The sequence below is a fragment of the Janthinobacterium sp. SUN120 genome (assembly GCF_030397735.1).
Lineage (GTDB): Bacteria > Pseudomonadota > Gammaproteobacteria > Burkholderiales > Burkholderiaceae_D > Janthinobacterium > Janthinobacterium kumbetense.
Window position 1 is genome coordinate 954,704 of the sequence record NZ_JAPUBW010000001.1, and the last position, 14,111, is coordinate 968,814.

Here is a 14,111-nt window from a genome sequence, read left to right on the forward strand (position 1 = left end):
TTACTTGTGAGTTTAGTAGCAGCGCCAAATGAATTGATACATATGGATTTTTTCTCAATCCACCTGACAGTGGTATATGCCAAAATTGGGACCGACAGGTATTTTATGTGTGAAAGGCTCGCGCCTGCGAGCCTCGCTTGAAACTACCTGAGCTGACAAGTTGTTAAGGATAGAAGATTATCAGTCCAGACTCTATCTGCATAAGTTCGGATATGGGGAGGATTGGCTTCCACTACGCCGACCCAAGCCATGTTTCCGCGGGCGTCTAATACATAAAACTCATCTGTTTTATTCTTAATAAATGTCACGATTTCCGCCACAGTAAGTCGACGATTCAAAGCCGGGCCTCCTACATGCGTGATGTGCTCGTGACGGCCATTTGTATGGGAAAGGTTAATGCAACTAATTTGATAGCTTGCCATGATGTGTTCCTTTAAGGAGTTGTAAAATTTGCATTTTTACTATCCCGTAACACCATATCGGTTCTTGACAACCAATATTGGCTAGATAAACTTACTTATGAGTCGAAGCATATCCTAACGGGTACATCTTCATGGAAGGGATGCGTCTTCACACGTATCCCTTCACTCTGCAAGAACCTACTACATCTAGTAAATTATTCTTACATAGCCCTAATTGTAGGCTTTTCCTTGCTTGAGTCCAAGTAGGCGTCTATTTATTTTTCTTGTCCATTTGGCACTCATACTTCTTGACTTTTCCCAAATCATGACCTTTCATAGTGCATACGTAAATAAATCACATTTACTTTTTAATATTTCTTATTGAGCGACCAAGACTCTTCTGTCTCTATATGACAACAGTTAAGAAGTATTTTTTACTGATTATTCGTACAGTGAAAGCAGAACGTTCGCGTCTTCAATTATTTCACTGTGAAACGTAGCTTAGTTTGAAAAATTCCCTGCCCACACGGGCGGCCGCTGCTGCACCCACGGCGCCGCCCGCTCCAGCTGGCCCGCCAGGCGCAGCAGCACGCCATCCTTGGCGTAGCCGGCCATGAATTGCATGCCGATCGGCACACCCTCATTTGACATACCCAGCGGCACGGACATGGCCGGCAAGCCCGCCACGTTCGCCAGCGGCGTGTACGGCGAATGCTCGAACAGGCGCGCAGTCCAGCCAACACCGTCAAGCTGGTCCTCCTTTTCGCCATAGCGGCCCAGTTGCCACGGCATATCCGGCAAGGTGGGCGTCAGCAGCACGTCGTACTGGCCGAACAAGGCGCCCGCGTGGCGCGTGACCGTGTTGCGCACGTCGAGGGCCGCCACGAAATCGACCGCCGACACCGTCTGCCCATGGCGGTAGCAAGCCAGGGTCGCCGCTTCCAGGGTGTCCAGCGACACGGCGCGCCCGCTTTCGCGCGCCAGGCCATCGATCCACGGCACCAGGTTGGCGCACCAGATGCCGGCATTCGCGTGCACGAACGCTTCCCACGACACGCCCAGCGCGGGCGAGACTTCTTCCACGTGGTGGCCCAGGCTTTCCAGCAGGCGCACGGTGGCGTCCAGCGCGGCTTCGACGGCGGGCGCGGGCCGGGCGCCATTGCAGGCGGCGCGCTGCACGCCGATGCGCAGCTTGCCCGGCGCCACGCCTACCTGCGACAGCCAGCTGTGGCCGGGTGGATTCGTCACATACGGTTCGCCTGCCATCACGCCCTGCACGGCATCGAGCAAGGCGGCGCTGTCGCGCACGGTGCGGCTCACGCCCAGCTGCACGCCCAGGCCGCTGAAGATCTCGTCCATGGCGGGGCCGTTCGAGACCCGGCCACGGCTTGGTTTCAGGCCGAACAGGCCCGTCGAGGCGGCCGGTACGCGGATGGAACCGGCCGCATCCGTCGCATGGGCCAGCGGCACGATGCCGGCCGCCACGGCCGCCGCCGCGCCGCCGCTGGAGCCGCCCGCGCTCAAGGACAGGTTCCAGGGATTGCGCGTGGCGCCGTAGAGCACGGGTTCCGTGGTGGTGGCAAACGCCATTTCCGGCGTGCTCGTGCGGCCGAACGTCGCCAGGCCGGCTGCGCGGAACTGCGTCATCAGGTGGGAGTCAAATGCGGCGACATGGCCGGCGCCCAGGCGGCTGCCCGCTTCGCTGCGGCGGCCCGCCATCGTGACGGCCACGTCCTTGATCAGGAAGGGCACGCCGGCGAACGGCGCAGTGCTGAGTGTGCTGTCGATGGCAGTCAAATCCGCCGGCCACAGCTCGACCACGGCATTGATCAGCGGGTTGACGGCGGCGCAGGCGCGCGCGGCCGCGTCGTGCAATTCGGCAGCCGAGACGTCGCCGTCGCGCAGCAGCTGGGCCAGTCCAAGACCATCAAAGCTTGTATATTCATGGAGTTGCATCAGTTTATTCCTGTAATGGATGAAGAGTGGATATCACAGGAACTACTCTAGGGCTTGCGCTATCATAGTGGAAATGAATAGTTGATATACGAGGTATAGTCATGAACAATTTGCACAAGCTGGACTTGAACCTGCTGCTGACCCTGAACGCCCTGTTGATTGAACGCAACGTCACGCGGGCGGCGGCGCGGCTGCACCTGAGCCAGCCGTCCGTCAGCGTCCAGCTGGGCAAGCTGCGCGCCGCCTTCGACGATCCGCTGCTGTTGCCCGGCCCGCGCGGCATGCTGCCCACGGCGCGGGCGCTGGCCCTGTTCGCGCCGCTGCAAGCCGTGCTGGCCCAGTTGGAGCAAGTCTTGCAGCCGGAACAGGCGTTCGACCCGGCCACGGCCGAAGTGCGCTGGAATCTGGCGGCGGCCGACGCCACCGAGTATGCGATTTTGCTGCCCATGCTGCCGTCCCTGCGCGCGCAGGCGCCCCTGTCGCGCATGGCCGTCTTCGAAGCCGTGCCGGCGCGCATGGCGCACGCGCTGGAAAACGGCCAGGTCGACCTGGGCTTTTTGGCGCAGGAAGAAGCGCCGCCCGGCTTGCGCCACCGCACCCTGTTCACCGAACATTATGTGCTGGCGGGCCGCCGCGACCACCCGCTGCTGCAGGCGCCGCCCGACCTCGAGCGGTTCTGCGCGCTGGAATTCATCGTCGTCTCGCCCAATGGCGGCGGTTTCCGCAGCAACGTCGATACGGCGCTCGAAACGCTGGGCCGGACGCGCAAGGTGGTGCTGTCCGTGCCGCATTTCCTCATCGTCCCTCCCCTGCTGGCCGCGTCCGACATGGTGGCCCTGCTGCCGTCGCGCCTGCTGAAAAACGCCCTGGGCGACCTGCGCACGTGGGAGCCGCCCGTCACCCTGCCCGATTACGAGATGGCGATGGTGTGGCACGAGCGCATGCACCTGGACCCGGCGCACCGCTGGCTGCGCGAGCGCATCATGGCGTGGAACGAAAAGCCCGCTTGAACCATTGACAAAGAGCATCAGGCCGTATACTGTCTCGTTTTATTACTAACTAAGTTAGCTATTAATTCGTATGAAGATTGCTGCACTGCCTCGCTGGCCCATTTTACTGGTCATGATCGTTTCCGAAATCATGGACCTTGCCGCATCCACCATCGTCAACGTCGGTGGACCTGCCCTGATCGAGTCGCTGGGCGCCAGTTCCGCCCAGATGCAATGGGTCATCGGCGGCTATGCGCTGGCCCTGGGCGCCGGCCTGGTGCTCGGCGGCAGGCTGGGCGACCGCTACGGGCGGCGCGCCATGTTTCTATACGGATTGGCCGCCTTTACCATCGCCTCGCTGTTGTGCGCCGTGGCGCCGACCATCGCATTGTTGATCGTCTTTCGCCTGCTGCAAGGGCTGGCCGGCGCGATGCTGTTGCCGCAAGGCTTGGGCTTGCTGCGTGAAAACTACCAGGGAGCTGCCCTGGCCAAGGTGTTTGGCATCTTCGGCCCCATCCTGGGCCTGGCGGGCATACTCGGCCCCGTGCTGGGCGGGATGCTGCTCGAAGCGAACGTGTTCGGCCTGGGCTGGAGAGCCATGTTCCTGATCAATATTCCGATCGGCATCGCCTGCTTCCTGGTGGCGCGGCGTTACCTGCCCCACCGTCCGGGAGACCGCTCCGTCCACATCGACGTCCCCGGCGCCAGCCTGCTGGTACTGTCGTCCGTATTCCTCGTCTTGCCGCTGGGCGAGGCGGGAGCGTGGCCGGCGTGGGGGTGGCCGATGCTGGCGATGGCCGTGCTGGGTTTCGGCCTGTTCGGCCTGCGCCAATCCGCGATGGTGCGCGCCGGGCAGACGCCGCTCATCATGACGTCGATCTTCCAGCGCTCCGCCTACACGGCCGGGCTGGCCGGCATTGCCCTGTTCTTTTGCTCGCTCGTCGGCATGCAGCTGGTGCTGACGCTTTTCTTGCAAATTGGACATGGCTTGACGGCGGGCGAAGCAAGTATTGCCAATCTGCCATTCGCTGTGGGCACGGCGTGCGGCGCCACCCTGAGCGGCGCCGTCCTGGCGGCCCGTTTCGGGCGCAAGGTGCTGCAACTGGGCGCCGGTGTCCAGCTTGCCGGCGTGGCGCTGCTGCAATTTGAACTGGGCAATACGGCGGTATTTTCTGCGTGGCATGTCGTGCCCGGCATGCTGGTCTGCGGCATCGGGGCCGGCCTCGTGATCGCAGCCTTGTTCAGCATCATTCTGGCGTCGCTGGACAACAAGCAGATCGGCTCCGGTTCCGGCGTGCTGTCTGCCGTGCAATCGATCGCCGCATCGATCGGCGTGGCCCTGTTCAGCGGCGCATTTTTTGCCGCGCATCCCGCCCTGACGCCGGACCGGGCGCTCAGCGCCGCATTGACGATCCAAACCGGCATACTCATCGCCTTCATGGGCGTGACGTTCTTCTTTCCCACTGCTGCAAAATCTGAACTTGAGGTAAATCATGCATGACCAGCCAACACACAATCAAGCATTCGCGGCCGACGATCCCCGTGGCATGCACATCGCCGGCGATGTCATCGGCCGCCAGTTGCAGGATATCGCGATCCTGACCCGTGAAACGGCGTTGCACCTGAGTAACGCGATGGGCATCAACCAGACCGATTTGGCCCTGATGGAGCAGTTGATCACGCACGGTCCGCTGTCTCCGAATGAGCTGGCCGCGCGCCTTGCCGTCACCACCGCAGGCGTCACGCTCGTCATCGACCGCCTGGAACGGGCCGGCCACGTGACGCGCGTGCGTCAGCAAGACGACAAGCGCCGCGTGCTCGTCCATCCCGTGCCAGCCTCGGTGGCGCAAACCTACACGCATATCGCGCCGATGCTCAACGGACTGGACGCGGTGCTGAGCGGCTTGTCCGCCGGCGAACGGACGACGATAGAACACTTTCTCCAGCAAGTGATTACGGTTTACCAGACCACTTTGCCAACCACAGCAGAAAAGAAAATCAAATGACGATCAAACGAAAAATCCTGATCACGGGGGCCAGCGTTGCCGGCCCGACCCTGGCTTACTGGCTGTCGCGCCTGGGCATGGACGTCACCGTTGTCGAGCGGGCGCCCGAGTTTCGCGATGGCGGACAAACGATCGACGTGCGCGGCGCAGGCAAGCTGGTGGCGCAGCGCATGGGGCTCGAGAGCGCCATCCGCGCCAAGACCACGCATGAGGATGGACTCCGGTTTGTCGACGCGCAAGACCGCACGCAGGCGGAATTCGGCATCGGGGCCTTTGGCGGCAACGGTCCCGTGGCCGAGCTGGAAATTTTGCGGGGGGAACTGGCCAAGCTGCTGATCGGGCATGGCCGCGACGCGGTCGACTACCGCTTTGGCGACAGCATCGCCGCGCTGGAAGAATTGCCGCATGGCGTCAAGGTGCGCTTCGAACAGGGCGGCGAAGCAGTGTTCGATCTCGTCATCGGCGCCGAAGGCGTCGGTTCGCATACGCGCAAACTCGTGTTCGGCGATGAAGTCCAACGCCGCTCGTTCAAGCTCTACACGGCCTATTTCACCATCCCGCGCGCGCCGGGCGACGAACGCCAGATGCGCTGGTTCAACGCCCCGGGCGGCTTGAGCGTGTGCCTGCGTCCCGATAACCTGGGCACCACGCGCGCCCTGCTGTCATTCCAGGAAGCGCCCAGCGCCTATGAAAAACTGCCGATTGCCGAACAAAAGGCCCTGCTGAAGGAGAAATTCGGCGCCCTGAAGTGGGAAACGCCGCGCATCCTGGCGGCCCTGGATGACGCCACCGACCTGTATTTCGACCAGATTTCCCAGGTCAAAATGCCGCGCTGGTCGAAGGGACGGATTGCCCTCGTCGGCGACGCCGCCTATTGCGCCTCGCCCATCAGCGGCATGGGCACGAGCCTGGGCATGTGCGGCGCCTACGTGCTGGCGGGAGAACTGGGACGCCACGACGATCATGCGCAAGCCTTTGCCGCGTATGAAGCGATCATGCGCCCGTATGTTGACCAGGCGCAAAGCGTGCCCACCTTCGCGCCGCGCCTGGCCTCGCCGCACTCGCGCGCCGGGATCGCCATCGGCCATGCGCTGTTGCGCATGTCAAACGTGCCAATTATCAAGACGATACTGGCCAGGTTCCTGACGCCCAAGGCGGATGCCATCGCGCTGCCCGAGTATGCGAACATGGCCTGAGGCGGGCAGGCAGAAGGCGTTGGCATACACGAATTGTTGCCGCAATGCACTAGGCAAAATTACCTAGTCGATCGAAAGAAACTCCCAATTTTCGCATTGGGAAGGAATGCGTAAGCTTGGCCCGAATAATAAAGGGTCACCATGAACGCCATTTCCATCCTGCATCGCGGCTCGCGCCGCCCTACTGCTTCCTCCCCCTCGCTGTTTGGCCGGCTTGCCATCATGCTCCTGGGCATGCTGGTCTTCTGCGCCAGCGCCTGGGCGGCACCTGCGCCCACGGCGTCGGCCGAGCTGATCAAGCGCGGCGAGTATGTCGCCCGCCTGGGCGACTGCGTGGCCTGCCACACGAGCCCGAACGGCGCCGCCATGGCCGGCGGCCTGGAATTGAAAACGCCGTTCGGCACCATCTACAGCACCAATATCACGCCGGATGCGAAGACGGGCCTGGGCACGTACACCTTCGCGCAATTCGACCGCGCCATGCGCAAGGGCGTGGCGGCGGACGGGCACAACCTGTATCCGGCCATGCCCTACCCTTCCTACGCGAAGATCACGCCCGACGACATGCAGGCCCTGTACGCGTATTTGCAACGGGGCGTGGCGCCCGTGGCGCAGCAAAACCGCGAAACGGACATGAAATGGCCGTTCAGCATGCGCTGGGGCTTGTCGCTGTGGAACGCCGTCTTCCTCGACGATGCGCCATTCAAGCCCGACAGCGCCAAGTCGGCCATGTGGAACCGGGGCAGCTATCTGGCCCAGGGGCTCGGCCATTGCGGCTCGTGCCACACGCCGCGCGGCGTGGCTTTCCAGGAAAAAACCATGGGCCAGGATGGCAGCAGCGGCAAGCATTATCTGTCCGGCTTCACCTTCGACGGCTGGCATGCCGTCAATTTGCGCAATCTGTGGACGCCGGCCGACATCGTGCAATTGCTGAAAACGGGCCGCAACAGCTTCGGCACGGCGGCCGGCAGCATGACGGAAGTTATCACGCACAGCACGCAATACTTTACGGACGGCGACCTCGATGCGCTGGCGCACTACCTGCACGGCTTGCCGGCCAAGCCGGGCGCGCCAGTGCAGCAGAGCAAACCGGCGCCGGCTGTCGCGGCCAGCAACGACGCGCTGTACAACACGCGCGGCGGCCTCGGCTACCTGCAGTTTTGCGCCACCTGCCACCGCCGCGACGGCCGCGGCGTGGAAAACATCTTCCCGCCGCTGGCGCAGAACGACTCGGTGCAATCGAAGGACGCCACTTCCGTCATCCATATCGCATTGACCGGCTGGCAGTCGGCCGTCACACAGCAGTCGCCCCGCTCCTTCGGCATGCCCGCGTATGACCGCCTGTCCGACACGGAACTGGCGGAAATCCTCACCTTTGTGCGCGGCAAGTGGGGCAACCACGGCGCACCGGTCACGCCCGGCCACATCGCCAAGGTGCGCAAGGAGCTCAAGCTCAAGGCGCCGGATGCGGGCGGCTTCGTCACGCCCCGCTTTGCCGCCCTGACGGCCGATCCGAACGCCAATCAATTAATCCACGGCATGCAGCTGATGACGGAAACCCGCGCCCGCCTGCCGAACAACGTGGGCAACGACCTCAATTGCAGCAGTTGCCACCTGAATGGCGGCACCGTGGCCAACGGTTCGCCCTTCCTCGGCATTTCCGCCTTCTTCCCGGCAGAAGCGCCGCGCGCCGGCAAGGTCATCAGCCTGGGCGAGCGCATCAACGGCTGCTTCCGCCGCTCCATGCACGGCAAGCCCCTGCCCGTGGATGGCCCCGACCTGCAGGCCATGGTCGCCTATATCGACTGGATGAAGGGCGCCACGCAGGCGAACGACAAGGTGCCGGGACGGGGCGTGGCGAAGATCGACCGCAATCTGCTGCCTGACCCCGTGCATGGCAAAAAAGTGTACGCCGAGCAATGCGCCGTCTGCCATGGCGCGAATGGCGAAGGCATCCGCGGCGCCAACGGCGTGGTGGCTTTCCCGCCGCTGTGGGGCGAGCGCTCCTTCAATATCGGCGCCGGCATGGCCCGCACCTACACGGCGGCCGGCTTCGTCAAGGCGAACATGGTGATGGGCCACGGCCAGAAATTCCCGCTGGGGCAAGGCAACCTGTCCGATCAGGACGCCGTCGACGTGGCCGAATATTTTACGCACATGCCGCGCCCGGACTTCCCCGACAAGGTCAAGGATTGGCCGAAGGGCGGCAAGCCCAAGGATGCGCGCTACTGACGCCCCATCGCGTTCGTAATCTGCTACGCTCATGCCACGACCACGCCAAGGAGTCTTGCATGAGCAGCAACATCCACCACGCGGCAGCCGGCGGTTATGCCACGGCGGCCGCCAGCTACGTCAAGGGCAGGCCCGATTATCCCCCCGCAGTGTCGGCCTGGCTGCAGGATAGCCTGGGCCTGGGGCCGGGCGCCACCGTGCTGGACCTGGGCGCCGGCACGGGCAAGTTCACGCCGCGCCTGCTGGACACGGGCGCCACGGTGATTGCCGTGGAACCCGTGCCTGCCATGCTGGCAAGACTGGCGGCGGCCTTGCCGCAAGTCCAGGCGCTGGCGGGCACGGCAACGGCCATTCCCCTGCCCGACGCCTCGGTCGACGCCGTGGTCTGCGCGCAAGCGTTTCACTGGTTCGCCACCCCTCAGGCGCTCGATGAAATCTGGCGCGTGCTCAAGCCGGGCGGCAGGCTGGGCCTCGTGTGGAATCTGCGCGACGCCAGCGTTCCCTGGGTGGCAAGACTGGACGCCATCGTCAACCAGGCGGAAGGCGACACGCCCCGCTACTACACGGGCGCCTGGCGCCGGGCCTTCCCCCATGCGGGTTTCACACCCTTGCAGGAAACACAATTTTCCCAGGAGCACACGGGATCGCCCGAAGACGTGCTGTTCAACCGCGTGCGCTCCACCAGTTTTATCGCCGCCTTGCCGCCGCAGGCGCGCCAGCGCATCGATGACGAGATTGGCCAGCTGGTCGCGTCGGAGCCGGCCTTGCGCGGGCGGGACAGCATCAGCGTGCCCTACCGGACGACCGCCTTCGTGGCACAAAAACAGGCCGTATAGATGTCTAGTGAACAAGACAAAGAACCGCGGCAGGCCACCCGTCAGGCGGCGGCCCCCTCCGACACCTGGCTGGGCAAGCTGGGCCCCGGTCTGATCACGGGCGCGGCCGACGACGACCCCAGCGGCATCGCCACGTATTCGCAGGCGGGCGCCCAGTTCGGCTTCGGCATGCTGTGGACCGTCTGCCTGACCTTCCCTTTGATGCTGGGCATCCAGGTGATCAGCGCCAAGATCGGCCGGGTCAGCGGGCACGGGCTGGCGACGAATATCCGCCGCCACTATCCGAAATCCTTGCTGTACGCCATCGTCGGCTTGCTGCTGCTCGCCAATGTCATCAATATCGCCGCCGACGTGGCCGCCATGGGCGATGCCTTGACCCTGATCATCGGCGGTCCCACCCACCTGTACGCCATGGGCTTCGGCCTGCTGTCCCTGCTGCTGCAAGTGTTTATTCCCTACCAACAATATGTACGCATCCTGAAATGGCTGACCCTGGGCTTGCTGGCCTATGTAGCCACCGTGCTGACCATCCACATCCCGTGGGGCGAAGTGGCGCAGCGCACCGTCTGGCCCCGGTTCGCCTGGTCGGCCGCCTCGGTGACCATGATCGTGGCCGTGTTCGGCACGACGATCAGCCCGTACTTGTTCTTTTGGCAGGCATCGCAGGAAGTGGAAGACTTGCAGGCGGATGCCGGCGCGCAAGCCCTGCGCCGGGCGCCGGAACAGGCGCCGCGGCAATTCCAGCGCATCAAGATGGACACGGCCATCGGCATGGGCTTTTCCAACCTGGTGGCCTTCTTCATCATGCTGACGACGGCCGTGACCCTGGGCGCGCAAGGCATCACGCATATCGACACGTCGGCGCAAGCGGCCTCCGCCCTGCGCCCCATCGCCGGCGAGTTCGCGTTTGCCCTGTTCAGCCTGGGCATCATCGGCACGGGCTTGCTGGCCATTCCCGTGCTGGCCGGCTCGGCCGCCTACGCCATGGCGGGCGCCTTCCACTGGAAAAACAGCCTGGAACTGGCGCCCCGGGCCGCCAAGAAGTTCTACGGCATCATCGTCACGGCCACCGTGATCGGCGCCGCCCTGTGCTTCACGCCGCTCGACCCCATCAAGGCCCTGTACTGGAGCGCCGTCATCAATGGCGTCATTTCCGTGCCCATCATGGCCCTGATGATGGTGATGGCCTCGCGCCCCGCCATCATGGGCACGCTCACCATTTCAAGACGCCTGCGGGCGCTGGGCTGGCTGTCGACCATCGTCATGGCAACGGCCGTGCTGGCCATGTTCGCCACCATGGCGTTTTGAAGCCTAGGCCGTCTTCGGCTTGAGCATGCCTTCTACGATGCCCAGCACGGTCTGGCGGGGCAGCAGGCGCGGCAGCCAGGCCAGCAGCCGGTTCGGCCGGCCCGCCACATGGCTGCTGCGGCCCCGGTCCAGCGCGCGCAGCGCTTCATCGACGACGGCTTGCGGCGCCATGCGCTTGCCCACGGCCGCTTCGGGCGCGGCCACCACGTCGAAGAAGGCCGTGTCCGTGGCGCCAGGGCACAGGGCCAGCACGCGCACGCCGCGCTGGCGGTTTTCCGCCCACAGCGCTTCCGAAAACGACAGCACGAATGCCTTGCTGGCGCCGTAGATCGCCATGTAGGGATCGGGCTGCAGGGCCGCCGTGGACGCCACGTTGATGATGGCGCCCCGCCCCTGGGCCAGCATGTGCGGCAAGACGCAGTGCGTGAGTTCCATGAGGGCCGTGCAATTGACGGTCACTTCGGCCGCCTGGCGCGCCAGGTCGATGCTCTCGAACCTGCCATGCGTGGCGAAGCCCGCGTTATTGATCAGCACGTCGGGCGGCATGCCCAAGGCGCACGCCTGTGCATGGGCGTCTTGCGCGGCGCCGGGCAAGCCCAGGTCGGCCACCAGCGCGTGCGCGCGGATGCCGTGGCGTTGGGAAAGTTCCCTGGCCAGGCTGTCGAGCACTGCGCCGGAACGGGCCAGCAACAGCAAGTGCGCGCCGCGCGCGGCCAGGGTTTGCGCAAAGACGCGGCCGATGCCGGACGAGGCGCCCGTGATCAGCACGGTTTGGTTGGTGTAGTCGTATGGGAGCATGGCGAACGTGTCGTAGTTGAGAGTATTTCTAATGTAAACTGTAGACTTTAGTCCACGGTCAAGCGTGGAACGCAAAAAAGTGCGCATGGCCGCGTTGCATAGTCTTGCCGTACTAGCGTACTGTCTGCGCCTATACGCCTTGCCCTGCACATTTTTCACGCTCCACAAATGAGTAGAAAGTCAAAAAACTATGCGCATCGGTGAAATCACCCGCCTGACGGGCGTCAGCAAGGATACGGTGCGCTTCTACGAGCGCCAGGGCTTGCTGGAGGAAGCGCCGAAGCCGGGCGTGACGAATAACTACAAGGAATACTCGGCGCAAGCCTTGCGGCGCATCGAGCTGATCGGCCACGCCAAGGCGCTGGGCTTTACCTTGAAGGAAATCGCCGAAGTCATTGCCGTCTGGCAGGAAAACGCGCTCGATGCGCAGACCAAACGGACCATGCTGGAAACGAAAATTGCCCAGATCGATGACAAGGCCCGTTCGATGGCCGTGCTGCGCGCCGGCCTCGTCGATGCACTGGCCAAGGTGGAGACGGGTTGCGACGATGCGGCGCCAGTGCATATGAACAAGAATAACGACAAGGAGTACCAATGAGCAACCATTACACGCAATACCGCCACCTGGCGCTCGAGGGCGCCAAGCCTGCCCCCACGGCGCAGCAGATCGCCGCCATCGAAACCTTGCTGGAAGCGCCCTTGCCGCCCGCCTTCCTGGCGTTCTTACGCGTCGCCAACGGCGCCTGGTTCGATTACACGTGCGATGTGCCGGACGGCAATGGCGGCGTGGAAAAAATGGGCTTCAATACCTTTTTCAGCGCCGACGAAGGCGATTTCTGCGATGAAACCCTGGTCGGCGAAATCCGCGCCGCGCGCCAGCATGCGGACATGCCGGTGCGCATCCTGCCGTTCGCCCGCGATGGCGGCAATTCCATGCTCTACCTGGACTTGACGGAAGAAGGCGGCGGCCGGGTGCTGGCCTATGTGCAGGAATTGCCGGAGTGGACGGGCAAGCGCGCCCATGGCCTGATGGAGCTGGCGCCCTCGTTCGACGCCTGGCTGGACAGCCTGTATATCGACCGCGACACGGTGCTGGAGGAACTCGAACACAGCGTTTCGGAACCCTCCCACCTGGAAGCGATGGCGCAGTGGCTCGATATCGGCATGCCCGCCTGGCGCCGCGATGCGGGCATCGCCGCTTTATTTGCTATTAAACAAGTCGAACTGTGCGCTAACGAACAGGACTAGTCCTACGGGCATGGCCGCGCCTGTCCTATGGGTGTGCGCAGGCTGAGGGCTTAACATTGTCATCAGCTTGCATAAAACGCCATACTTGAAAGGATTTCCCATGCCTATCTCCACCACCAGTTCCCGTACCCCCTCCCTGAAAAGCGTGGCCATCGGCGCGGCCGTGGCGCTGTTGAGCGGGATCGCCATCAACAGCATCGCCGCCGCCGCGCCGGGCGCGTACGACAAGCAATTCCTCAGCAAGGCCGCCGATGCGGGCAGCACGGAAATCGCCGCCAGCAAGGTGGCGCAAAGCAAGAGCAGCAATAGGGAAGTGAAGCAATTCGCTGACGCCATGGTCACCGCCCACACGACAGTGGCCGACGCGCTGAAACAGTTGGCCAGCAGCAAGCAGATCGAGGTCAGCGACCAGCCCGGCGCGAAACACAAGGCGCTGATTGACCGGCTGGGCCGCCTGGAAGGCCAGGCCTTCGACAGGGAATATGCGGCCACCATCGGCGTGGCGGCGCACAAGGAAGCCGTGAAACTGTTCACGGATGCCAGCCAAAAGGCGAGCGATCCCGACATCAAGGCCTTTGCCACGAAAACCTTGCCGGCGTTGCAACATCACCTGGAAATGGCGCATGCGCTGCACGCGGCATTGGCGAAATAGACAGCCATACGCGGGGAAATACTTGCAGTACGTGCTGTACAGCAAGTATTTCTGCTCTTGACATACAATGCGGCAACTTCGTTTTCGGCCATGCCATGACCTCATGCAGCTACTCAAGAAAACCGGCTTGATCGCCGCCGCCTTCCTGTTCCTCATCCTGCTGGCAGGCTGGCTCTTCATCAAGGTGAGCGCGGCGCGCAATGCCACCGTGTATGCCCAGCAGTGGAACGACCAGGGCACGTGCGTGATCAAGACCTATGTTCCGCACTACGGCAACGGCGTGCCGAATAACATCGTGCGCGCGTTCAGCACGTCCACCTTCTTCCGCGTGTACCACAAGGATGGCACCATGCTGGAAAGCACGGAATGGGTGCTGGACATGCATGAAGACGGCATCCTCGACCACGCCCACTGGGGCCAGAACCGCGCCATCTACCCGACCGACCTGGGGTATGAAGGCTGGACCTTGCCTGAGTGCGCGTGAACGGA

14 protein-coding genes are annotated in these 14,111 nt (G+C 63.2%); 11 read left to right on the plus strand and 3 right to left on the minus strand.

The window, feature by feature from the left end:
* Window positions 1–143: 143 nt before the first annotated feature.
* On the minus strand, window positions 144–422 hold the full coding sequence (locus tag O0879_RS04290) for a DUF3892 domain-containing protein (protein ID WP_289914852.1): 279 nt from the start codon (window positions 420–422) through the stop codon (window positions 144–146).
* 480 nt (window positions 423–902) lie between these two features.
* Complete coding sequence (locus O0879_RS04295) at window positions 903–2,357, minus strand: amidase (protein WP_289914854.1); 1,455 nt, start codon at window positions 2,355–2,357, stop codon at window positions 903–905.
* A 101-nt stretch (window positions 2,358–2,458) separates the two neighbouring features.
* On the opposite strand from O0879_RS04295, the gene O0879_RS04300 reads away from it, so the two are divergent.
* The 7 genes from O0879_RS04300 (at window position 2,459) to O0879_RS04330 (ending at window position 10,924) form a co-directional block, all read left to right on the plus strand.
* Window positions 2,459–3,367 carry a LysR family transcriptional regulator gene (locus O0879_RS04300; RefSeq protein WP_289914858.1) on the plus strand — a complete coding sequence of 303 codons (909 nt, stop codon included), beginning with the start codon at window positions 2,459–2,461 and terminating at the stop codon, window positions 3,365–3,367.
* 112 nt (window positions 3,368–3,479) lie between these two features.
* Window positions 3,480–4,847, plus strand: coding sequence for an MFS transporter (locus O0879_RS04305; RefSeq protein ID WP_289914861.1), 1,368 nt, complete (start codon window positions 3,480–3,482; stop codon window positions 4,845–4,847).
* Window positions 4,840–5,352 carry a MarR family transcriptional regulator gene (locus tag O0879_RS04310; RefSeq protein ID WP_099667977.1) on the plus strand — a complete coding sequence of 171 codons (513 nt, stop codon included), beginning with the start codon at window positions 4,840–4,842 and terminating at the stop codon, window positions 5,350–5,352. The genes O0879_RS04305 and O0879_RS04310 overlap by 8 nt, the downstream gene beginning before the upstream one ends.
* Window positions 5,349–6,548: an FAD-dependent monooxygenase gene (locus O0879_RS04315; RefSeq protein WP_289914863.1), complete on the plus strand. Its 1,200-nt coding sequence runs from the start codon at window positions 5,349–5,351 to the stop codon at window positions 6,546–6,548. Before O0879_RS04310 ends, O0879_RS04315 begins: the two co-directional genes overlap by 4 nt.
* A gap of 234 nt (window positions 6,549–6,782) precedes the next feature.
* Window positions 6,783–8,780 carry a c-type cytochrome gene (locus O0879_RS04320; protein WP_289916147.1) on the plus strand — a complete coding sequence of 666 codons (1,998 nt, stop codon included), beginning with the start codon at window positions 6,783–6,785 and terminating at the stop codon, window positions 8,778–8,780.
* 59 nt (window positions 8,781–8,839) lie between these two features.
* On the plus strand, window positions 8,840–9,616 hold the full coding sequence (locus O0879_RS04325; protein ID WP_289914864.1) for a class I SAM-dependent methyltransferase: 777 nt from the start codon (window positions 8,840–8,842) through the stop codon (window positions 9,614–9,616).
* Entirely contained in the window at window positions 9,617–10,924 is a 1,308-nt protein-coding gene (locus O0879_RS04330; protein WP_289914866.1) for a divalent metal cation transporter, read from the plus strand.
* A 3-nt stretch (window positions 10,925–10,927) separates the two neighbouring features.
* Here O0879_RS04330 and O0879_RS04335 read toward each other — a convergent pair whose 3' ends face one another.
* Window positions 10,928–11,722: an SDR family oxidoreductase gene (locus O0879_RS04335; protein ID WP_289914867.1), complete on the minus strand. Its 795-nt coding sequence runs from the start codon at window positions 11,720–11,722 to the stop codon at window positions 10,928–10,930.
* A gap of 190 nt (window positions 11,723–11,912) precedes the next feature.
* On the opposite strand from O0879_RS04335, the gene O0879_RS04340 reads away from it, so the two are divergent.
* The 4 genes from O0879_RS04340 to O0879_RS04355 all read left to right on the plus strand — a co-directional run bounded on the left by O0879_RS04340 (window position 11,913) and on the right by O0879_RS04355 (window position 14,106).
* Entirely contained in the window at window positions 11,913–12,320 is a 408-nt protein-coding gene (locus tag O0879_RS04340) for a MerR family transcriptional regulator (protein ID WP_289914870.1), read from the plus strand.
* The gene (locus tag O0879_RS04345) at window positions 12,317–12,970 is read left to right on the plus strand and encodes an SMI1/KNR4 family protein (RefSeq protein WP_099667982.1); all 654 of its coding nucleotides are present in this window, start codon (window positions 12,317–12,319) and stop codon (window positions 12,968–12,970) included. The genes O0879_RS04340 and O0879_RS04345 overlap by 4 nt, the downstream gene beginning before the upstream one ends.
* Window positions 12,971–13,070: 100 nt before the next feature.
* A complete protein-coding gene (locus tag O0879_RS04350; RefSeq protein ID WP_289914873.1) occupies window positions 13,071–13,622 on the plus strand; it encodes a DUF4142 domain-containing protein in 552 nt (183 codons plus the stop codon).
* A gap of 103 nt (window positions 13,623–13,725) precedes the next feature.
* Window positions 13,726–14,106 carry a hypothetical protein gene (locus tag O0879_RS04355; RefSeq protein WP_099667984.1) on the plus strand — a complete coding sequence of 127 codons (381 nt, stop codon included), beginning with the start codon at window positions 13,726–13,728 and terminating at the stop codon, window positions 14,104–14,106.
* The last annotated feature ends 5 nt before the right edge of the window (window positions 14,107–14,111 follow it).

Excerpts from the sequence above, each read along its gene's own strand:
- O0879_RS04320 (WP_289916147.1), top strand. The coding sequence starts at position 6,783 with ATGCTGGTCTTCTGCGCCAGCGCCTGGGCGGCACCTGCGCCCACGGCG.
- O0879_RS04305 (WP_289914861.1), top strand. The coding sequence starts at position 3,480 with ATGATCGTTTCCGAAATCATGGACCTTGCCGCATCCACCATCGTCAAC.
- O0879_RS04345 (WP_099667982.1), top strand. The coding sequence starts at position 12,317 with ATGAGCAACCATTACACGCAATACCGCCACCTGGCGCTCGAGGGCGCC.
- O0879_RS04330 (WP_289914866.1), top strand. The coding sequence starts at position 9,617 with ATGTCTAGTGAACAAGACAAAGAACCGCGGCAGGCCACCCGTCAGGCG.
- O0879_RS04310 (WP_099667977.1), top strand. The coding sequence starts at position 4,840 with ATGCATGACCAGCCAACACACAATCAAGCATTCGCGGCCGACGATCCC.
- O0879_RS04335 (WP_289914867.1), bottom strand. The coding sequence starts at position 11,722 with ATGCTCCCATACGACTACACCAACCAAACCGTGCTGATCACGGGCGCC.
- O0879_RS04295 (WP_289914854.1), bottom strand. The coding sequence starts at position 2,357 with ATGCAACTCCATGAATATACAAGCTTTGATGGTCTTGGACTGGCCCAG.
- O0879_RS04325 (WP_289914864.1), top strand. The coding sequence starts at position 8,840 with ATGAGCAGCAACATCCACCACGCGGCAGCCGGCGGTTATGCCACGGCG.
- O0879_RS04355 (WP_099667984.1), top strand. The coding sequence starts at position 13,726 with ATGCAGCTACTCAAGAAAACCGGCTTGATCGCCGCCGCCTTCCTGTTC.
- O0879_RS04300 (WP_289914858.1), top strand. The coding sequence starts at position 2,459 with ATGAACAATTTGCACAAGCTGGACTTGAACCTGCTGCTGACCCTGAAC.
- O0879_RS04290 (WP_289914852.1), bottom strand. The coding sequence starts at position 422 with ATGGCAAGCTATCAAATTAGTTGCATTAACCTTTCCCATACAAATGGC.
- O0879_RS04340 (WP_289914870.1), top strand. The coding sequence starts at position 11,913 with ATGCGCATCGGTGAAATCACCCGCCTGACGGGCGTCAGCAAGGATACG.
- O0879_RS04315 (WP_289914863.1), top strand. The coding sequence starts at position 5,349 with ATGACGATCAAACGAAAAATCCTGATCACGGGGGCCAGCGTTGCCGGC.
- O0879_RS04350 (WP_289914873.1), top strand. The coding sequence starts at position 13,071 with ATGCCTATCTCCACCACCAGTTCCCGTACCCCCTCCCTGAAAAGCGTG.